The following is a 19,149-nucleotide window of genomic DNA, read 5'->3' as shown; positions in this document are numbered from 1 at the left end:
TTTAACCTTTTGGCCTGACAACCAGTGCCGCGAGAAAAGAAAAGATAATCGCCGACGATATCCCTGCCGCCGTGAGATCGAAAATACCGGTGATTACGCCTATCCAACCCTCTTTTTCCAGTTCGGTTAAAGCTCCGTGCACCAAAGAATTTCCAAAGCTTGTAATGGGAATGGATGCCCCTGCACCAGCGAATTTCACCAGAGGGTCATACAAACCAAAGGCATCAGCTACAGCACCAGCCACCACCAGCGTACTCATCGTATGCGCGGGTGTTAACTTCGCACCATCCATCAACAGCTGTCCGATCACACAGATCAGACCACCTACGATAAAAGCCCATAGAAATTGCATCTCTTTTAACCCTCCTGTTCAATTGCGACAGCATGTGCAATACAAGGAATACTTTCACCCTGCTGATATGAGAGTGGAGACAAGAGCGCTCCTGTTGCAACCACAAGCACACGCTTCAGATTACCTTTTTGCATCCGGTTCAGGATGTGACCATAAGTAACTGTAGCAGAACATCCGCAGCCGCTTCCTCCAGCAACGACTTGAGGCTGACTCTCCCGATCATAGATCATGAGCCCGCAATCGTTAAAAACGGTCTGCTCCATCGGAATACCTTCCTTATGCAAAAGTTCCTTCGTTATAGGCAGACCGACCGAAGCCAGATCACCTGTAACGATGAGATCATAATATCCTGGCTCCAGTCCGGTATCTCTGAAATGAGAAATAATCGTATCTGCCGCAGCCGGTGCCATCGCTGCACCCATATTAAAAGGATCCTTGATGCCGAGATCCATAATCCGGCCAATCGTGGCTTTCGCTACATACGGGCCTTGTCCTGTACGGGAAATGACACCACAACCGGAACCCGTGACGGTGTACTGTGCATATGGCGGCTTCTGGGAACCATATTCCGTCGGATATCGAAACTGTTTCTCAACCGTACAGTTATGACTCACCGTTCCAGCGAGCACATAATCGCCGGCACCAGAATCGACAATCATGGACGCTAGAGCTAACGTTTCCATTGAGGTTGAGCAGGCTCCGAATACACCAAGATAGGGTGCGCCCAATTTCCTTGCCGAAAACGAACTGCTGATAATTTGGTTCATCAGATCCCCGCCGACAAAATAATGCAGTTCTTCCTTGGTAATATTGGCGTTCACCAATGCGAGCTGGGATGCCTGTTCCAGCAGTTTACGCTCTGCTTTTTCCCATGTTTTCTCACCGATCTCCAGGTTATCATAAACGTAATCAAAATCAGAAGATAACGGCCCCTTACCTTCATCTGGGCCTACAACGGTAGCTCTGCCTATAATTCGCGGCTGATGTTCATACTCCCAAGTCTGGCGGCCCAGCCTTTTCATAGATGTCCACCTCCAAAGCCCAAAAAGGCATACACGATCCCAATGATAAAAGCCGCCACGACCCCAAAAACAATGACGGAACCGGCAAGCTTGAACATATTTGCTCCAACACCGAGCACCAGGCCTTCAGCACGATGCTCCAAAGCAGCCGAGCACATGGAATTGGCAAATCCTGTGACAGGGACCCCCGTACCCGCTCCCGCCCACTGCGCAATTTTGTCGTATACACCAAGACATGTCAGAATAACTGAAATCAGAATCATGACGGCCACCGTGGGACTTGCGGCCTCTTTGGATGTCATGTCCAACCCAGCCATAAACGCTTCCTGGATGGCTTGTCCAATCAAACAGACGGTTCCCCCCACCAGAAAAGCTTTGATACAATTTTTAAAAATTGGACGTGAAGGTTCATGTTTTTTGGCGACTTTTTTATATTCCTTTTCATCCATCGATAGCGATGAGGTTTTCTTCTTTCCGGTTGCAGATTGTTCTGGCAAGTACAGGACCTCCTTTATGTGAATGGTTTGCAGTTATAGCTGAATGGCGATTGTGGAGCACTTCTATACATTGTTTGTTATTATCGGGAAGGTTATGTATCCGGCGAGAAACAGCATATGTTTCCAAAGAGAAAGAGATGGGGAAGTTATATAGATCACGCCGCTTGATTGTAGTTCACAACCTGTTTGTTCTATAAATAAAGAAGAATGATGACGAGCAAAATAAAGAGTACAATGAACAACACCTTCTCATTGCCTTCTTCAGGAGGCTTCATCTTGTATCCCGGCTCCTTCCTACGCTTGAACGTCGTTTAACAGGACAGCCTGATTACAGAAGAATATGGCTCCCTTTTATAATCATATTCATGAAGGCGGCTTCAAGATTGAGACAACAGCGGACAGAAAAACGGAAAATCTAGACTAACCACGCAAAATCATGCCTTAAAAACGTAACATAAACATAGACATTCACTTGTGCAAGGTTCATACTATAATGTGACCAGTGGTTAATAACGAGTCCTTTGTACGAAAAAAAGGACACCAGGCCAGCAACCGTTTTACTGTGACCTGATATACATATCAACAGAGGAGTTGTTAACACATGAATGAAAAAACGTTGGACATGTTTCGCACATTAACGGAATTCCCTTCCGCCTCCGGCTTCGAACGTGAACTGCGCGGCTGGATGAAGGAGCAACTGTCCGCATATACCGATGAATTTGTACAAGATCGCTTGGGTAGTCTCTTTGGTGTTCTTCGCGGGGATGAATCCGGCCCGAAAGTCATGGTCGCTGGACATTTTGACGAAGTCGGCTTTATGACAACAGGCATTACGGAAACGGGTATGATCAAATTCCGTCCACTTGGTGGATGGTGGAGTCAAGCTGTGCTTTCGCAGCGTCTTCAGATTATTACTCCGGAGCGCCGGATTACAGGTGTTGTCGGCTCTACGCCTACACACTTGCTGGATGAATCCCAGCGAAGCAAGCCGGTAGACTTGAATTCAATGTATCTGGACATTGGCGCAGATGATCGTGCGGAAGCAGAATCATGGGGAATTCATCCCGGAATGCAGATCGTACCGCTCTGTGAATTCACACCGATGGCAAACCCTAAGAAAATTATGGCCAAAGCCTGGGATAACCGTTATGGTGTCGGTCTGGCTCTTGAACTGGTGGAAGAACTGCATAAAGAGAAGTTACCGAATATCCTCTATTCCGGTGCAACGGTTCAGGAGGAATTGGGACTGCGCGGAGCACGTACAGCAGCCAACCTTATTCAACCAGACATTTTCTTTGCTCTGGACTGTAGTGCGGCTAATGACATGACGGGTGACAAACAATCCTTTGGTCATATCGGTCAAGGTGCATTGCTTCGCATCTTTGACCCAGGAATGTTCACGCATCGTGGAATGGTGGAGTATGTTAAGGATACTGCTGCTTCCAATAAGATCAAGACGCAATACTTCATCTCGCCGGGCGGTACGGACGCAGGTCAGGTTCACTTGAGTGGTATTGGTGTACCTTCTACCGTAATTGGCATCTGCGGCCGATATATTCACACCTCATCTTCCATTATTCATACGGATGATTACGATGCGGCTAAAGAATTAATTGTGAAGCTCGTGAAAGGTCTCGATCGTTCAACGATGGAAACCATTATTAATAACGCTTGATTTAAGCATAAGTCAACGGTATAAAGCTTCAAACCATAGAGATATCCTTTTTCGGGGTATCTCTTTTTCTATCGATCAAATAAATAAATGGATCGTTTGAACATGTTGAGCACGAGATACATAAGATAGGATACTGGAAGGTTAGTTAACTAAAGATGAAGAACCAACACATCAAACAGCGGGGGACCTTTGTATGGCAATGGGAAGGAACGGAAAATCAAATAAAGGTTCCAGAAAAACTAATGCCGCAAACACCCTTCTGAGTGGCAATTTAAAAGGAAAAAAACTTGAACTGATTGTTGCCGCATTATTGGTTAGCGGGAAATTAAGAGTGGATGCAGTCACGCTGTTTAGAGAAGCCACATTAGTTGTAGAATTAGTGGGCCAGTATAAAACACTCCAAAAGGTTGAACCTTCTAATTCAGATAAACTAGTCCAATTTTTGGATGAAACGGGCCGAGATATGACTCTAAACGATGTAATTCAGGCTTTTCAGCAACGTATAAATTCCTAAATGCCAAGCATGAAAAGAGGTGGCTGTGATGTCTGAGTTTGATGGAGTCGGTTTTGCCGAAATGCTAATTGTACTTATTCTTATTGTTTTGTTAGCATTTGGTTCTACAGATATCGATACACTTAGCGGTACACCTACGAAAGTCTAAATTACTTGTTTCTTGATATGTAACCAACAACAGCGATTCTGAGGCAATGGCGGCTTAGCGCGACCATTCAAGTTACGCTCTTGATTTTTAGAACGCCAGTCCATAAAAATGGGCTGGCGTTTGTGGTTGTCCTACAGAAATAAAGGCGAGAACGCAAACCAAGCCAAAATCAGTGTCAGGATCACGCAGACATTTTCTACAACTGCTCCATGTTTAGTTCCCGTACTCATCAGATTTGCACGAATACGCAGCTTTAATGGCGGCAATGGACGAATCCCCCGATTAGTCAAGGAATCGGCAAGCAGATGAAGAGCATAAGCGGAACCTCCAGCGACCCAAATTTCTGGGCCTTGTTGCTGCGTTGTACTGTACAGTAAACCCGTCCAAACAGCTGTTCCGTACAAGGTATGCGTTAATCCCCTGTGTGTAAGTGTCGTGCACAACATAAGCAGGCTACCTGCAATCAAATTCCACGGAGCAAAAGCATGACCATAGAAGACCAAGCCCAGTCCAATGGCAAACATTAATACTTTACGAAGTGATCGCGAAGGCAGGAACGACACAAGCCCAATGAATACAGCAAGCAGCAGATTCCACGGTTTGGCCGGAACGTAAAAATACACAAACACAGCCGCAGGCAAAAGAATGGTCTGCAGCAGTCGAATCAAACTGCTCGGCAATGCTTTCGATACCAGCAATGAATTAGGCTCATCAATATCTGGCAGCAACGAGCCTATTAGTGCGACTGTTACAGCCGGTGCAGTAACCTGCATTCCAAGGAGCTGCAACACTGAAAGTGAAACGCCTGTCCCGATAATAAGGTGGGATCTTCCCATCATGATGCAAAAACGTCCTTTCGAGAAAATAGGGAACGTAACCGACCCCAATCTGATCATACCTCGAAAGAAAAACAAGAACAATAGTTCGTATTTCTTATTTCCGAAAAATATTTTTCATTCGTGATGCTCATCACACTTATTTTAATATGAATGATCTATCGTAATTAGTGAAATTAATCACATTTAGTTCGAGTTAGTCGTTGTATAATTCAAATATAAGCCATTAAAAATGTTGGTAAATGCACAGGTTTACCCAAGGAGGCATTCACATGAACGGAAATAAAGAAAGACTAGTTGTCATTGGTAACGGGATGGCCGGAATCAGCACGGTAGAGCAAATTCTAAAATTAACTTCGCGTTTTGATATTACGGTTTTTGGTACAGAGCCTTATCCCAACTACAATCGTATTATGTTGTCCTATGTCCTGGAAGGCAGTAAAACGCTGGATGACATTGTCCTTAACGATCTTCACTGGTACAAGGACTATGGAATCACGCTTCACACAGGCACAACCGTTGCCCGCATTGATGCGGAGACTCGTGAAGTTGTAACAGAAGATGGTCACCGTACTCCGTATGACAAAGTTATTATCGCAACAGGTTCAAGTTCTTTTATCCTCCCTGTACCCGGACATGACAAGCAAGGTGTCGTTGGGTTCCGTGATATCGCCGATTGCAATATCATGCTGGAAGCAGCAAAAGCATACAAAAAAGCAGCTGTCATCGGGGGCGGACTGCTGGGTTTGGAGGCTGCTAAAGGACTTGTCCAACTCGGCATGGATGTTACCGTTGTGCATTTGATGGATGATCTGATGGAGCGCCAACTCGATCCACAGGCTTCTGCGATGTTGAAAGCGGAACTGGAACGTCAGGGAATTAAATTCAAAATGGGAGCACAAACCTCCGAACTGCTAGGTGGAGACCGGGTTGAAGGCATTCGTTTTGCCGACGATTCTGTGCTGAATGTAGATTTTGTAGTGATGGCAGTTGGTATTAAACCGAATACATCTGTGGCCCGCGAGAGCGGTATGGAAGTCAATCGAGGGATCATCGTGGATGACTACATGCAGACCTCCCTGAAAGATGTCTACTCTGTCGGGGAATGTAACGAACATCGCGGGGTATGTTACGGACTTGTGGCTCCTCTCTTTGAGCAAGGCATGATTCTTGCCAAACATATTTGCGGCGTGGAGACTGCTCCGTATGAAGGCTCGGTTGTATCTACGAAATTGAAAATTTCGGGTGTAGACGTCTTCTCTACTGGCGAATTCATTGACAGCCCTGAACATACCGTGATTTCACAGAAAGATGACTGGAAACGTACTTACAAAAAAATCCTGCTTCGAGACAACAAAATGGTAGGTGCTGTACTCTTTGGTGACATTACGGATTCCGCTGAGCTGCAGAAACTGATCAAGAACCAGACTGAAATGACAGATGAATTGTACAGTTCACTTATGGGTACAGGCTGCGGCGGTCACAAAAAAACGACATCAGTTGAAACGATGCCGGAAGATGAAATCGTTTGTGGATGTAACGGCGTAACCAAAGGTGCTATCGTAGATGTCATTACCAATCAAGGTCTGACTACAGTTGACGAGATTAAAGCCTGCACGGGTGCAACCCGCTCTTGTGGAGGATGTAAACCGGTGGTCGAACAGATTTTACAATACGTGCTTGGAGATCATTTCACTGCCGGTGGCAAACAGGGAATCTGTAGCTGCACAACTCTCGGGCGAGATGAAATTGTAGCTGAAATCCGGGAAAAAGGCTTGCAAACAAGCAAGGAAGTCATGAACGTACTTGGCTGGAGCCAGCCTGAGGGCTGCTCGAAATGTCGTCCGGCCATCAACTACTATCTGGGCATGATTTATCCGGACACACATGAGGATGAAAAAGAATCCCGTTTTGTTAACGAACGTATGAACGCAAACATTCAAAAAGACGGAACATATACCGTTGTACCTCGGATGTACGGCGGGGTAACGACACCAGCCGATCTGAAAAAGATCGCTGACGTCTCAGTCAAATATGATATCAAAGCGGTTAAAGTGACGGGCGGTCAACGTCTGGATCTCATCGGTGTCAAAAAAGAAGATTTGACTAAAGTGTGGGCTGAACTGGATATGCCTTCGGGTTACGCCTACGCGAAATCGCTTCGTACCGTTAAAACGTGCGTTGGCTCCCAATTCTGCCGCTTCGGTACTCAGGATTCGATGGCCATGGGTGCGAGAATCGAACGTAAATTTGAACGTCTCGATCTGCCAGCCAAATTCAAATATGCCGTGAACGGCTGTCCTCGAAACTGTGCAGAAGCATGCACGAAGGATATCGGTATCGTCGGCAATGATGGCGGCTGGGAAATCTTCATCGGTGGTAACGGCGGAATCAAAGCAAGACTCGCTGACTCGCTGTGTAAAGTGAAAACCGATGATGAACTGATCGAATTGTGCGGAGCCATCATGCAGTATTACCGCGAGACAGGTAACTATCTGGAGCGTACTTCGGAATGGGTAGAACGCATGGGTCTGGAGCACATCCGCTCGGTTGTTGTGGATAACATTGAGGAACGTAAAGCGCTGATGGGACGGATCGAGTTCGCCCTTGCACAGGTGGAAGAACCATGGCAAAAAGCGATTCGTGATGAAGAAGGCCAAAGCAAAATGTTCCATAGCATTGAAGTTACGGCTCGCCCATAAACCAAATCAGACTTCATATTTACCGGATTAAGTAGAGAAAAAATGAGTTTAAAGGAGTGGTTGATGATGACGACCAAACAAACAGGCACGTATTTCCCGGCTGGAGGTATAGATGAATTTCTGCCACGCATCGGCAGAGTTGTAGAGATCGACGATCTTCAGCTCGCGGTATTCCGTGCTTCGGATGGCACCATCTTTGCTGCTGACAACCATAACCCCCACCCTAAGGGTGGGCCGCTGGCTGAAGGCATTGTATCCGGGCACTATCTTTATGATCCGCTGTACGATTGGAAAATTGATTTGACGACAGGTCAGGTACAGGCACCTGATAACGGTCAAGTGCAGATGTACCCGGTCAAGGTGGAGAACGACCAGGTCTGGATTGCTGTCTAACCTCTGCTCTGCCGTAACAATGGAGATTCGATTGATGTTGACTAATGGGGGAAACCATGATGTATACACCAAGTGTTGAAGGAATTATTGAAGCTGCTGTTAAAAAGAGAGATCAGATGAATGCAAGTTTACCACGTTACATGGTCGCCGCCTTAATGGCAGGCGCATATGTAGGGCTTGGCATTATCCTGATTTTTAGTATCGGGGCTCCGCTGCTTGCAGCACACTCACCATTGCAAACGATGCTGATGGGCATGTCCTTCGGGCTCGCCCTGACGCTTGTAATCTTTGCCGGGTCAGAACTTTTCACAGGTAACAACATGTTTTTTACGATGAGTACACTCGCCGGACGAACCACAGTGAATGATACGCTGAAAAACTGGGGACTTGTGTTTCTCGGCAACCTGATCGGCGCCGTCCTGCTTAGCCTGCTGATTGTAGGTAGCGGGCTGTTCAAAGCAGCCACCCCGGAGCATCTTCTGTTCGTCGTTTCTGCCAAAAAAATGAGTGCTCCAGTTACAGAACTTTTCTTCCGCGGCATTCTCTGTAACTGGCTCGTATGTCTGGCCATCTGGATGTCTGCTCGCTCCAAAGAAGATATCGCCAAACTGGTTCTCATCTGGTGGTGTCTGTATGCCTTTATCGCAAGCGGTTATGAGCACAGCGTAGCCAATATGACCCTCCTTTCCCTGGCGTGGCTGTTGCCAAACCACCCGGATGCGATTTCGCTGGCTGGCTGGTTCCACAATATGATTCCGGTCACACTTGGTAATATCATCGGTGGCGCCCTGTTTGTCGGTATGGCCTACTGGTACACTTCACCGGTACGCAAAAAAGCATAATATAATTCCCGCATACTGTGTTTCTGAAACTACTACTATCAATAGTTTCTTGACTGCACGATATCCTTAATTTCGCCTTTGCTCAAAGCCATGTGGGATGCCGAATCTGATTCAGCATCCCACATGGCTTTTGACCTTCCTTTTACAAATTTACAAATAGTGTATACATCGTTAATCTTCGGTTAACATAACGACAGTATAGTCGGTGTATCGACCACCCAAATTAGCAAAGGATGATCACATCTATGGGAATCCATACCTACTTCCGATCACTGAACGATCTTGAACGTATCATTCGTACCCCTGGCAAATTCAAGTTCGAAGAACATTGTGTATCCGCCCACTCCTGGAAAGTCGTGCAATACGCCAAAACACTCGCCGATATCGAAGAACAGCAAGGTGTAAGCATCGATTGGAAAAAGTTATACGAGATCACCAGCAGCCATGATTATGGCGAAATTTTCATTGGTGATATCAAAACACCGGTCAAACACTACTCGCTGGAGCTTCGTTCCATGCTGCAACAGGTGGAAGAAGGCATGGTATCCCATTTTATTAATGAGAATATCCCACCTGAGTTTCAAGACATTTTCCGCAGACAATTGCGTGAAGGTAAAGACAACTCCGTTGAAGGGCTTATCCTTGAAGTAGCTGATAAAATGGATCAAGTGTATGAAGCATTTGCAGAGTTGCAACGTGGCAATACGGAAAAAGAATTCATTGTCATGTACCGCTACGCGTTAATCAAAATCAAAAACATCGACCTCCACTGTGTTCGTTATTTCCTGAACCACATCCTGCCCGATATTATCGAAGAGGGTAACCGCTCCCCGTTTGATATCCGCAAAATTACTGAAGAAGCATTATCCCAATAATCGCCCTGCCCACCGGATGAATTTGATCCATGGACAGAGCTTTTTTTGTTGCTTTGAGATGCTGGCTCGTGTCATCCTCTTTAGTCGTGCCACTTCTGATTTGCACGATTGCATCGTTTAGATAAAAAAAGCCCTCGTCTGAACTCATTGCATAACGTCCGATATACAGATCGTTACACGAGATCAGATGAGGACTCTCTTCCCCTACTCTACTGTATCACTACTAACTGATGAATCATTAATCATGCGCAAGTCCGCCCACATCAGGAGGTGAAGCGATATCACTGCTCTGTTCCAGGGATTTGATCATTTTCAAACGTGACGTGATAATCGCAATCAGAATAACGAACAGTCCCGCTATGATAAACAGCAAGGCTATACCTCTCCCTGGCCCGGTTCCAATGATCTGACCCACGGATGACGCCAGCGCTCCTCCCTCCACCAGCAGTGGATTAAACACATGGTCCGCCAAAAATCCGGCTAAACTGTACGCGATTATAAAACCAAGCTGGGACAGGATACCGATAATCCCCCATACTCTGCCCTGCTTTTCATTGGCAATATTGTTCCGCACCAATACATCTGCGCTCATATTAACAAATGGCAACGATGAAAGGAACAGAAATCCTGCAAAGATGATAAAGTAAATATTCGTAGAAACACCCAATAAGGAGAACGCCAGACCACACATGACCAGACCTGCAACCAGCACACTGGCATATTTCTTGGTCATGGTGAAAATACCGATGCACAAGCTGCTGATCAGCATACCGATTGCACTAACGGACTGAAACGTTCCCAGTGTCTTGGCATCAGTAAACGAGAGTAACATGGGGCCAATGAGCGTTTCCAGAAACCCGAGATAGAAGGTAACTAGGGAGATGATAATAACAAGTAGCAGTACGCCTTTGTTGGTGACAACTTCTCTCCAGCCTTCCTGAATATCGGTCAGCCAGTTGCGATCATCCTTATCCTCTCGTTCCACCTTCATGCTCTTGCGAATAACGAGTACGGCCAGAATGGCAATTAGGAATGTCGCAATGTTAATGATCATAATAACTTCAATCGTTGTTACACTAAGCAAAATACCCGCGATAATCGGTGAAAATAAAAACTTGGAGGATTCCGCAAGCTGTACTAGGCCACTTCCCTTAGAGAACTGGTCCTTATCCAACAAGTCCGTCGCTGACGCTTTATATGCCGGACTTTGCAGCGCCGAGAACACCGAGCTGAATGCCACACCCACATAGATATGCCATAACTGGATATCGCCCGTGAGCATGATCGACAGAATAAAGACCAGGCCGGCCGCAGAGCCAAGGTCACCAATGATCATCATCGTACGGCGGTCAAACCGGTCAGCCATCACTCCTCCAATCGGACGAAGCAAGATGTTGGGTAAAAACGTGAATAGCGTAATCAGCGCAACGCTGGTTGCCGTGTTTGTTTTTTCGAAGGCATATACCCCGAGAGAGAACGCGGTCAATCCGATACCAATCATCGAGATCAGTTGACCAAACCAGACAATCAGAAACTTACCAAATGATTTGTGAACAGTTTGTTCCATAGTTACGACTCCTTTACTTGTTGAGCTTTATGTGGGAAATATAGTTCCGTTACATAAGCAAAGCTTCCATTTGCAGCACCCAGAACCCGCTCCATAATCTGACTGAATGCTCTAACCTTCTTCTGAAACTCTTCTTCCTGCCAATGAAAAATACCCTGATCCAGCAAAAACTGCGAGGAGACGAGTAGAAACTCAATGCTCTCCTGAGGAGCGGGGGTATGAAATACCCCCTCCTGTATGCCCTGTTCCACGACTTCTGCCAGAATGGGACTGAGACGGAGAACCGTTTCAACCAGGCTTTTTTGATGCATCTCCACATTCTGTACACTGTGTAGCTGCTCGATCACGCCAAGCTTGCGATCATCAGGCTGATTCTGAGTCATAATGATGCGGAAAATTTTATCATGCGCGCTAAGCTCGGGATCTGCCACGACACGCCTCGCCGCCGCTTCGCCGCTCATAATAAAACGCATAACGATGGCATGCATAACCTCCTCTTTGGACTCAAAGTAGTAATAGAACGTGCCTTTGGCAATATCACATGCCTGGAGGATATCCATAATCGTTGCTTTGGTGTATCCTTTGGTCACGAACAGAATTTCAGCCGCATCCAAAATTTCATTTCTGCGTTCCTCCGGATTTTTCATCAATCTCATATTCTGTCCTCCATTACCTCTCGACCGACTGTCGGTCTATTTTAGTCATGAAGCTCTAAGTTTAGAACCCCATTTCCGTCAACCATTGTCCTAGCCGACTTTCTCTCGCCTTCAAATCCTGTTTGTCCCGGTCATACTTTCCGATGTTTTTGTCTGCAACCAGATTGCCGTCCATCATAAACAGCACTCGTTCGGAGCGGGCTGCAACTTTAACATCGTGAGTCACGAGCAAAATCGTTGTGCCTGTGGCATTAATATCACCAAGAATGTCCATGATTTCATGTGTTGATTTTGAATTCAGCGCCCCGGTAGGTTCATCTCCGAACAAAATATCCGGATTGTTGATCAAAGCCCGGCATATCGCGATCCGTTGCAGTTGTCCCCCTGAGGCTTGGGTAATGTTATGCTCAGCCAGTTCGTCGATTCCCATTTTTTTCATTAATGACATTGCACGGTTGTTAATCGTGTCCCGGTTGCTGTTTTTGGCCAGATAAGCAGAAAGGATGATGTTGTCGAGCAAGTTTAAATTTTTGAGCAGATGAATGTTCTGAAAAATAAAACCCATTTTGGTCAAGCGTAAACTCGCCAGATCTTTCTCCGGGAAAGCCGATATTTGTTTACCGTTAAAAAACACACTGCCTGTGCTGATCTGATCCATGCCACTGATGTTATAGAGCAAGGTCGATTTACCCGAACCGGATGGGCCCATAATGGAGACAAATTCTCCTTTTCTGAGCTGCAGATTAATATCTTTCAGAATGCGATGTTCTTCATTCTCGCCAATCGCTACGGATTTATTCACGTCTTTAGCTTCTAGTATTGTTGTCATCTTCGTTATGCCTCCCTATTCAACTATCATTTTCGAAATGCTAGTTTCCCGAATCGACTGAATGCTGATCCAGGCTGTAATGATGATCGTTCCTGCCAGCAGCAATGGACAGAGTACATACGCCTGCACCGGATTAATCACAAATACAATCTTTGAGGCGCCAAAGGAGGACATAATGCCACTTACCAGCATTGGACCCAGTGTATTGGATAAGATTGTGCCTGCGGCTACACCTACAATCAGGATGACCAATGACATCACGACATATTTCAACTTGATCTTGGATAACGCAAAGCCGATGCTTCGCAATACAGCAATATCGTTGTTATCTTTGGCAACCATCATCTGTAGGAACAGTGAGGTAATCAAAATAGAAATGAATACTCCAATGGCCAGTGCAAGTGTTGTCACCAGCTTTAATTGCTGAATTGTACCACCAAGCGTTTGATTCAAGTATCCTTGAAGATCAGTTACGCGCGCTGGCGAGAAGTCTTTCTCATATGTTGCAATTTTGGCAGCCATCACATCACGGTCTTTCAGATCCAAACTGACCACATACCACAGCACACTGTCTTTGTTGTAAGGCAAAAGCGCCTTTGCTGTTTTTCCGCCATTCGTCACATCCTGATAGATGCCGCTGACCGTCATTACTTGGTCTTGACCGCCCACTTGCAAGGTCAGCTGATCCCCCGTTTTAAGTTTGAGCTCATTGCTGTTTGCATCCGAGAGAGCAATCTCACGATCTGTCGCTGGGGCATTTCCACTTAGATAAGACAAAGGAAATATACTGAAGTCTCCGCTCTCCACGCTAAGATTATCGTAACTGCCTTCTGCATTACGAATCTTGAACTGGCTTGTTACGAGAGGGGAATATTTTTGAACATCTGCATCGTTTTTAATTTGATTCACCAGACGAGCATAACGTTGCTCTACATCAGTGGTATGTCTAAGATCGATTCGAATATCACTTTGCCCTACACCCATATAGGATATGAAGCTTGGAGCCTGCAGTGTGTTCAAAAAGTTAAGCGGTACGATCATAATAAATGAGCTGACGATGAATACGAATAATAACAAACGGAACATTTTGACGCGCTGCATCACGTCTTTTAACCCAAGGAAAACAGGCACGGAAGACCAGCGATTACGTGACAGGTTTAAACGGTTGCGAACGATCTGTGTATCCCCCAAACTTCCCGTGCGAAGGGCCTCCACAGCAGAGATCGAACGAAAACGACGAAGCACTGCACGGCAGAACAGAACAACCATGGTGAAAATCAAACCTGTTGCGAGCAGAGGCACGGCGAAATGCAGTAATGTAGCCGGTGCTTTCCCCATGTACAGCATAATATTAGATACAAAGAGCTGGTTCACTCCGAGGGAAGCGACGTATCCCAAGATGGAAGCAAAACCTGCCATAAACACATATTTGACCAAATAGAGCCGCTTGATATCTTTTTCTGCGATACCAATGGCTTTCATCACGCTGATCTCTCGGTAATCTTCCTCAATTGTTGCAAGCATGGTAAAACGAATACACAGCATCGCAATCAGAATCAGCACCAGGCTGACCAAAATAATAACGGCTGCAATAATTCCGTCTGTCATCCCATTGAGGAGCTGGAACAAACCATAGGTCACCACCGGGCCAGCATTAGGAAGCCCTGCATTTTGATACGCTTGGGTGAACTCACTTGTTTTGGCAGGGTCATGCAGTCGGAACTCAATAAGATATTCCATCTCTCCGACTCCTTGCTTCAATTGCTCCAGATCATTCGGGCTTACGATAAACCGCTTTGAGTGCACAACAGATGGATTCATTTGTGCATCACGCACAAAATCAACAATGGTATATGAACGTTCAAAAGCCCCATTATTGATCCGAACCTGGTCACCGATATTTAATTTATTTTGCTGTAAATAATACACAGGTACAGCAATCTCGCCATCACGAACTTGGATAATCTCACTGTTCAGATTCAACAAATAGTCGAATTGCTGATTTTGTGTAACGAGGTCAATATCCATGACAGTGTTTTTCTCGGACTCTGCACCGAGGTAAAGGTTGGCTCCATTGATGTTAACCATCTCGACAATCTGATGTTGCTCAACCATTGCATTTCCTTCGGCCCATGTATTCACTTTGGTCTGATCCAGATCTCCAGCGTGCATTTGCACAAAATGAGGTGTCTTCGATTCAGAGAACAGATACTGAATGGAACTCGTCAGTTCCATGATCATTCGAGAACCGGAAGATACCAGCAAAGCAGCCAGCAGGACAAAAATAAACAGCGCAGCCGTAATTCCTTTTTTCCTCATTAAGTCGTTTCTCAGCATTCTCAGCAGCATAAACTAACATGGCTCCTCTCATCTATCTACTATGTTCAGTCGTTCTACTTCTGGAGTCATAAAGCTTGTCAGATAATACGCCACTGTTGAAGGGTGGTGCATGATAAACATGTGTGTCCCTTCTCTAATGGTCTGCAGCTTCATCGGTACATCAAAATATCGTTCCCACTTGAGTGCCGACTGAAGGGGAACGGCATCGTCCCGTTCTCCCCACAGATAGAGCACTGGCAGTGAGAGAGGCTGACATTCAAGTGTCGCAGCGGATTCCAGCATTCGAAAATCTGCCCGAATTACAGGCATGAAATACTGCAAAAGTTCTTTTTCGTGGATGAGCTCTTTAGGTAGACCGTCATAGGAAAAAAGGTGATCGATCAGATGCTCATCAGACATCTGATCATAACGGTTCAATCCACATTCAGCAGGTGTATTGCAGGCGGATAACACAAGCCTTAATGTCTTCGCTACATCTGGAAGCTCCTCTTGTAACCGCCGAGCAACATAATAAGCTGTAATTCCGCCCAAGCTGTGCCCAAACAACATTGCACCAGGCTGGATTATAGACAACAGTTCGTTCGTATAGAGCTCTACAAGCTGCTGCATATGTTCCAGAGGCTCTTCCGAATTCATCCCGTGGCCGGGAGGGGTAAATGCCCATATTTCCGTATCCGGAAGGTGAGATACTAAAGGATAAAAACTCTGAGAGTATCCACCCAGATAAGGAAAACAGATCACCTGCCTGTTCCCCCTGCCCTTCTGCAGTCGTTCAAGATAATTCTGCGCCATCACTCCATCACCACCGTTAATTGCTTTATTTCGCGTCTAGAACATATGCAGGAAATGTCTGGAGCGTTGTGTCGACTTTTTTGAGTTTAAAGACGATATGAATGATAATTGCCGACGTTACAAAAAAGAAAAATTGCATGATCTGTACTTGCGGATTGAAGTAATACAGATCGATCTGACTTCCTGTAGCGACAAGCCAGAAGGCCAGAAGGTAAAACAACAGTGTGCCTTTGGTAGCATTGAAGATGTAGCTCTGAAACACGATAAACGCCATAAGCTGCACCACGTAGTATATGTATGTGGTTGAAGTACCAAAAGATGAAATCAGATACCCCGGAAGCACCCATAGTCCAAACAGGAGTCCTGTAATCAGACCACTTGTTACATTGTTTTTTAACTTGCCTTGCAGAAACGGAAGCAAGAATCCAATCCAGCCAAATAAACCGCCGATAAGCCCCGTCTCCTTGAACAAGTTCAAAATGCCGAGCCAAATCATTTCAGGTACACTATATGTCAGATCGGGAACCGGTATGCCGAATAGCAGGGAGCCAAAATGCATTGATGAAGCAAATATGATGGAAATACCAATAATTACAGGGATCCAGAACAGATCTTTTTTTCGCGGAACCAGCTTCAAGAACATGCCTTTCAGCGCGTCTTTGCCCCCCATTAAATAACAAGTAATTAATCCGGCAATGGAAGGAGAGTACAGAGCAACGATAGCTAACGGATGCATCAGATGAAGCTCACCAGTAATTGGTACAATAAAATCAGGAAAGAACATGAACAAGCTGGCAATACCATAACAAGTACCAAAGGACATCGCCAGAAACAGGTACATATACTTATTGGAAGGACTGGCTGCCGGGCTCGCCATTGGACGAACAGATGGCTGATTGGCTGTAATCATCGTGCCACCTCCTTGGCAGCAAGCTTTCTCTCAATGAGATCATGCAATCGGTTAATGGTACTGAAATTGGCCAAATCCAGATCATCATTTCCGATCTCAATCTGGAATCTACGCTCTACAAAATCCACTAAACGCATGGCAAAGAGTGAGTTAACAAATCTCATTTCAAAATAGTTGTCGTTGTCGCTAATTTGAGCGTCCTCATGTTCCATAGTAAGATTGTTTCCGATAAACTCTCGAATTTCCTGACGATAATCCACTGCTCTTCCCCCTTGTTATTGATGTTGTCTTTCAGGCACACTAACTTCAATATAGTCCGGAAACTCCACAACCTGCTTCAGATCATGCGAAAAGACAATCTTTCCGTCAGGGTCTGCAGAGAGCTGTGTAAAACCAGCAAAACGATAGCTGATATTCATCATCCGGTTTCTGCCGGTATCTCTGAAATCAGCAAGCATCTGCTTACCCTGTTGCCTCGCTTCACGCATGATATAAGTGAGCAATACACTTCCTGCCCCCCTAGACATGACGCGGCACGACATCAGCAACATGTTCAGTCTCCATATATCCGGCTGCTTATGAATAAGCGCAAGCCCGATCTTTCCATATGTTCCGTACTTGTCTTCAAGTTCGCACACCAATAGCAAGTAATCCTCTGAAGTCATCAACTGATGTAGTTCCTCATAACTGTAAGTGATCCCTGTAGCATTCAACTGATTGGTACGAACCGTGAGTTCTTCCGCTCGCTGAAGATCATCCTCTGTCGCTTCATAGATGGTAAATTTCATACCAAGTGAAGCCAGAAACTTCTCGGAAGGACCTTCATACTGTTCTTCGGCCTGCTTTCGAAGTGTATCTGCCTTATACATCTGTCTTCTGCGAGAAGAGTCTGCTGTAATAAAGCGAGGCATTAGTCTCGGGTCATTTAGCATCGTCTCATAGTGATCTGCATGAAGAACCTGAATATCTGCATGTACACTTTTCACTTCTTCCAGTTCAAACGGCTGGTCATCCACAAACAAGATGGCATCCATTCCGATATTGATGTTCTGCTGAATACGCCCAACGGATATGGACTTCGCATCCCAGTGAATCTCGGGGTATAAAAAATACTCAGCAATGCCCAATTCGGTAAGTTTGGCCCAAGCCAGCTCTGCATCATTTTTACTGGCAATGGAGTGCAGTATACCGCGGCGGTCTAATTGTTCTATCACCTCCTTAATACGCGCCCTTAACTTCACATCTCCGGATTCAAGTAAGACCCCATCCCAGATCGTGTGATCCAGATCCCATACGACACATTTGATATCCTTCAACCGCTCCATGGACATGCCTCCCTTTCGTTAATAGGCATAGAACCCTTGCCCCGTCTTGCGTCCCCAGTGTCCAGCATCCACCATTTTCTGCAGTAGCGGACAACAGCGGAATTTGGGATCCTGATAACTGTCGTACAGCACTTTAAGCGAATGCACGACGGTATCCAGACCGATCAGATCAGCTGTCTCCAGCGGGCCCATCTGATAATTAAAGCCCTTTTTCATGATGGCATCGATCTGCCCAGCTGTAGCGATACCATCCTGCACAATAAAGGCCGCTTCATTCATTAACAAATGCGAGAGTCGATTCGATACAAAGCCCGGCAAATCCTCGATGACGACCGGATTTTTGCCGAGAGACTCCAGAAACGCTACCATCTCTTGCTCTGTTTCAGGTGTTGTATGATGCCCCTTGATCACCTCTACCATCGATTTAACGGGAACCGGATTCATCAGATGTACACCTATCGCACGTCTTGGATCAGGTAAAAAGGAGGCCAGCTTGGTTACTGAAATACAGCTTGTGTTCAACGCATAAAGAGCATCAGGACGGACCTTCTGACTCAAACGCGCATAAACTTCCTTTTTGGACTCTATATTTTCGGTCACATTTTCAATAATGATGCTGGCCTCTTCCACACCTTCGTCATGCATTTGGAACGATATTCGATCCATGATGATATCGAGCGGAACCTCACCGTATCCTTGTTTCAAGAAACAGGCTGAACGGTATTCACGACGTATAACATCAGGTGCCTGGGCGATCACGGACTCTGAATGATCCTGCAAAATGACCCGATACCCCGCTCTGGCAACATCCAGTGCTGTAGCACATCCCATAACGCCTGCGCCAATGATGGCAATAAGCTGATTATGCATACCT

General features: G+C 45.8%; 19 protein-coding genes. 6 read left to right on the top strand and 13 right to left on the bottom strand.

Going from position 1 to position 19,149, the window contains the following annotated elements:
- Window position 1: 1 nt before the first annotated feature.
- From spoVAE to spoVAC, 3 genes are read right to left on the bottom strand one after another with little or no spacing between them, the layout of a single operon-like run.
- Complete coding sequence (gene spoVAE / locus ABIE27_RS02210) at window positions 2-352, bottom strand: stage V sporulation protein AE (protein WP_123062621.1); 351 nt, start codon at window positions 350-352, stop codon at window positions 2-4.
- Between the two features lie 5 nt (window positions 353-357).
- Window positions 358-1,374: a stage V sporulation protein AD gene (gene spoVAD, locus ABIE27_RS02205; RefSeq protein ID WP_123062622.1), complete on the bottom strand. Its 1,017-nt coding sequence runs from the start codon at window positions 1,372-1,374 to the stop codon at window positions 358-360.
- Complete coding sequence (gene spoVAC / locus ABIE27_RS02200) at window positions 1,371-1,823, bottom strand: stage V sporulation protein AC (protein ID WP_123062868.1); 453 nt, start codon at window positions 1,821-1,823, stop codon at window positions 1,371-1,373. The genes spoVAD and spoVAC overlap by 4 nt, the downstream gene beginning before the upstream one ends.
- Before the next feature lie 649 nt (window positions 1,824-2,472).
- On the opposite strand from spoVAC, the gene ABIE27_RS02195 reads away from it, so the two are divergent.
- Both ABIE27_RS02195 and ABIE27_RS02190 read left to right on the top strand, forming a co-directional pair.
- On the top strand, window positions 2,473-3,546 hold the full coding sequence (locus ABIE27_RS02195; RefSeq protein ID WP_429349842.1) for a M42 family metallopeptidase: 1,074 nt from the start codon (window positions 2,473-2,475) through the stop codon (window positions 3,544-3,546).
- A 193-nt stretch (window positions 3,547-3,739) separates the two neighbouring features.
- Window positions 3,740-4,060 carry a hypothetical protein gene (locus ABIE27_RS02190; RefSeq protein WP_123062624.1) on the top strand — a complete coding sequence of 107 codons (321 nt, stop codon included), beginning with the start codon at window positions 3,740-3,742 and terminating at the stop codon, window positions 4,058-4,060.
- A 279-nt stretch (window positions 4,061-4,339) separates the two neighbouring features.
- On the opposite strand, the gene ABIE27_RS02185 is transcribed toward ABIE27_RS02190, so the two are convergent.
- On the bottom strand, window positions 4,340-5,047 hold the full coding sequence (locus ABIE27_RS02185) for a metal-dependent hydrolase (protein WP_308722840.1): 708 nt from the start codon (window positions 5,045-5,047) through the stop codon (window positions 4,340-4,342).
- Window positions 5,048-5,316: 269 nt separating this feature from the next.
- Between ABIE27_RS02185 and nirB the strand changes: the two genes are divergently transcribed.
- The 4 genes from nirB (at window position 5,317) to ABIE27_RS02165 (ending at window position 9,856) form a co-directional block, all read left to right on the top strand.
- The gene (gene nirB / locus ABIE27_RS02180) at window positions 5,317-7,746 is read left to right on the top strand and encodes a nitrite reductase large subunit NirB (protein WP_429349841.1); all 2,430 of its coding nucleotides are present in this window, start codon (window positions 5,317-5,319) and stop codon (window positions 7,744-7,746) included.
- A gap of 66 nt (window positions 7,747-7,812) precedes the next feature.
- Entirely contained in the window at window positions 7,813-8,139 is a 327-nt protein-coding gene (gene nirD / locus ABIE27_RS02175; protein WP_123062627.1) for a nitrite reductase small subunit NirD, read from the top strand.
- A gap of 59 nt (window positions 8,140-8,198) precedes the next feature.
- Window positions 8,199-8,981, top strand: coding sequence for a formate/nitrite transporter family protein (locus tag ABIE27_RS02170; protein WP_123062628.1), 783 nt, complete (start codon window positions 8,199-8,201; stop codon window positions 8,979-8,981).
- A 245-nt stretch (window positions 8,982-9,226) separates the two neighbouring features.
- Entirely contained in the window at window positions 9,227-9,856 is a 630-nt protein-coding gene (locus tag ABIE27_RS02165; protein ID WP_090914967.1) for a YfbR-like 5'-deoxynucleotidase, read from the top strand.
- Between the two features lie 238 nt (window positions 9,857-10,094).
- Here the strand turns inward: ABIE27_RS02165 and ABIE27_RS02160 are convergent, their stop codons facing one another.
- The 9 genes from ABIE27_RS02160 to ABIE27_RS02120 form a co-directional block, all read right to left on the bottom strand.
- Window positions 10,095-11,423, bottom strand: coding sequence for an MFS transporter (locus tag ABIE27_RS02160; RefSeq protein ID WP_123062629.1), 1,329 nt, complete (start codon window positions 11,421-11,423; stop codon window positions 10,095-10,097).
- Between the two features lie 2 nt (window positions 11,424-11,425).
- The gene (locus tag ABIE27_RS02155; RefSeq protein WP_123062630.1) at window positions 11,426-12,079 is read right to left on the bottom strand and encodes a TetR/AcrR family transcriptional regulator; all 654 of its coding nucleotides are present in this window, start codon (window positions 12,077-12,079) and stop codon (window positions 11,426-11,428) included.
- Window positions 12,080-12,140: 61 nt separating this feature from the next.
- Window positions 12,141-12,908: an ABC transporter ATP-binding protein gene (locus tag ABIE27_RS02150; RefSeq protein ID WP_123062631.1), complete on the bottom strand. Its 768-nt coding sequence runs from the start codon at window positions 12,906-12,908 to the stop codon at window positions 12,141-12,143.
- A gap of 15 nt (window positions 12,909-12,923) precedes the next feature.
- The gene (locus ABIE27_RS02145) at window positions 12,924-15,227 is read right to left on the bottom strand and encodes an ABC transporter permease (protein ID WP_429349840.1); all 2,304 of its coding nucleotides are present in this window, start codon (window positions 15,225-15,227) and stop codon (window positions 12,924-12,926) included.
- 48 nt (window positions 15,228-15,275) lie between these two features.
- The gene (locus ABIE27_RS02140; RefSeq protein ID WP_123062633.1) at window positions 15,276-16,040 is read right to left on the bottom strand and encodes a thioesterase II family protein; all 765 of its coding nucleotides are present in this window, start codon (window positions 16,038-16,040) and stop codon (window positions 15,276-15,278) included.
- Window positions 16,041-16,065: 25 nt separating this feature from the next.
- On the bottom strand, window positions 16,066-16,950 hold the full coding sequence (locus ABIE27_RS02135) for a hypothetical protein (protein WP_192895044.1): 885 nt from the start codon (window positions 16,948-16,950) through the stop codon (window positions 16,066-16,068).
- On the bottom strand, window positions 16,947-17,210 hold the full coding sequence (locus ABIE27_RS02130; protein WP_090914983.1) for an acyl carrier protein: 264 nt from the start codon (window positions 17,208-17,210) through the stop codon (window positions 16,947-16,949). The genes ABIE27_RS02135 and ABIE27_RS02130 overlap by 4 nt, the downstream gene beginning before the upstream one ends.
- Before the next feature lie 15 nt (window positions 17,211-17,225).
- On the bottom strand, window positions 17,226-18,275 hold the full coding sequence (locus ABIE27_RS02125) for an HAD-IIIC family phosphatase (protein WP_429349839.1): 1,050 nt from the start codon (window positions 18,273-18,275) through the stop codon (window positions 17,226-17,228).
- Between the two features lie 18 nt (window positions 18,276-18,293).
- Complete coding sequence (locus tag ABIE27_RS02120; protein ID WP_429349838.1) at window positions 18,294-19,145, bottom strand: 3-hydroxyacyl-CoA dehydrogenase family protein; 852 nt, start codon at window positions 19,143-19,145, stop codon at window positions 18,294-18,296.
- Between the last annotated feature and the right edge of the window lie 4 nt (window positions 19,146-19,149).

The organism is Paenibacillus sp. 4624, from assembly GCF_050435065.1.
GTDB classification, from domain to species: Bacteria; Bacillota; Bacilli; order Paenibacillales; family Paenibacillaceae; genus Paenibacillus; species Paenibacillus amylolyticus_D.
The sequence above is the reverse complement of the archived record's forward strand: the minus strand, read 5'-3'. Positions and strand labels throughout refer to the sequence as shown.

What these genes read in the sequence shown, in the direction of transcription:
- spoVAE (WP_123062621.1), bottom strand. Translation starts at nt 352, where the DNA reads ATGCAATTTCTATGGGCTTTTATCGTAGGTGGTCTGATCTGTGTGATC.
- spoVAD (WP_123062622.1), bottom strand. Translation starts at nt 1,374, where the DNA reads ATGAAAAGGCTGGGCCGCCAGACTTGGGAGTATGAACATCAGCCGCGA.
- spoVAC (WP_123062868.1), bottom strand. Translation starts at nt 1,823, where the DNA reads ATGGATGAAAAGGAATATAAAAAAGTCGCCAAAAAACATGAACCTTCA.
- ABIE27_RS02195 (WP_429349842.1), top strand. Translation starts at nt 2,473, where the DNA reads ATGAATGAAAAAACGTTGGACATGTTTCGCACATTAACGGAATTCCCT.
- ABIE27_RS02190 (WP_123062624.1), top strand. Translation starts at nt 3,740, where the DNA reads ATGGCAATGGGAAGGAACGGAAAATCAAATAAAGGTTCCAGAAAAACT.
- ABIE27_RS02185 (WP_308722840.1), bottom strand. Translation starts at nt 5,047, where the DNA reads ATGATGGGAAGATCCCACCTTATTATCGGGACAGGCGTTTCACTTTCA.
- nirB (WP_429349841.1), top strand. Translation starts at nt 5,317, where the DNA reads ATGAACGGAAATAAAGAAAGACTAGTTGTCATTGGTAACGGGATGGCC.
- nirD (WP_123062627.1), top strand. Translation starts at nt 7,813, where the DNA reads ATGACGACCAAACAAACAGGCACGTATTTCCCGGCTGGAGGTATAGAT.
- ABIE27_RS02170 (WP_123062628.1), top strand. Translation starts at nt 8,199, where the DNA reads ATGTATACACCAAGTGTTGAAGGAATTATTGAAGCTGCTGTTAAAAAG.
- ABIE27_RS02165 (WP_090914967.1), top strand. Translation starts at nt 9,227, where the DNA reads ATGGGAATCCATACCTACTTCCGATCACTGAACGATCTTGAACGTATC.
- ABIE27_RS02160 (WP_123062629.1), bottom strand. Translation starts at nt 11,423, where the DNA reads ATGGAACAAACTGTTCACAAATCATTTGGTAAGTTTCTGATTGTCTGG.
- ABIE27_RS02155 (WP_123062630.1), bottom strand. Translation starts at nt 12,079, where the DNA reads ATGAGATTGATGAAAAATCCGGAGGAACGCAGAAATGAAATTTTGGAT.
- ABIE27_RS02150 (WP_123062631.1), bottom strand. Translation starts at nt 12,908, where the DNA reads ATGACAACAATACTAGAAGCTAAAGACGTGAATAAATCCGTAGCGATT.
- ABIE27_RS02145 (WP_429349840.1), bottom strand. Translation starts at nt 15,227, where the DNA reads ATGAGGAAAAAAGGAATTACGGCTGCGCTGTTTATTTTTGTCCTGCTG.
- ABIE27_RS02140 (WP_123062633.1), bottom strand. Translation starts at nt 16,040, where the DNA reads ATGGCGCAGAATTATCTTGAACGACTGCAGAAGGGCAGGGGGAACAGG.
- ABIE27_RS02135 (WP_192895044.1), bottom strand. Translation starts at nt 16,950, where the DNA reads ATGATTACAGCCAATCAGCCATCTGTTCGTCCAATGGCGAGCCCGGCA.
- ABIE27_RS02125 (WP_429349839.1), bottom strand. Translation starts at nt 18,275, where the DNA reads ATGGAGCGGTTGAAGGATATCAAATGTGTCGTATGGGATCTGGATCAC.
- ABIE27_RS02120 (WP_429349838.1), bottom strand. Translation starts at nt 19,145, where the DNA reads ATGCATAATCAGCTTATTGCCATCATTGGCGCAGGCGTTATGGGATGT.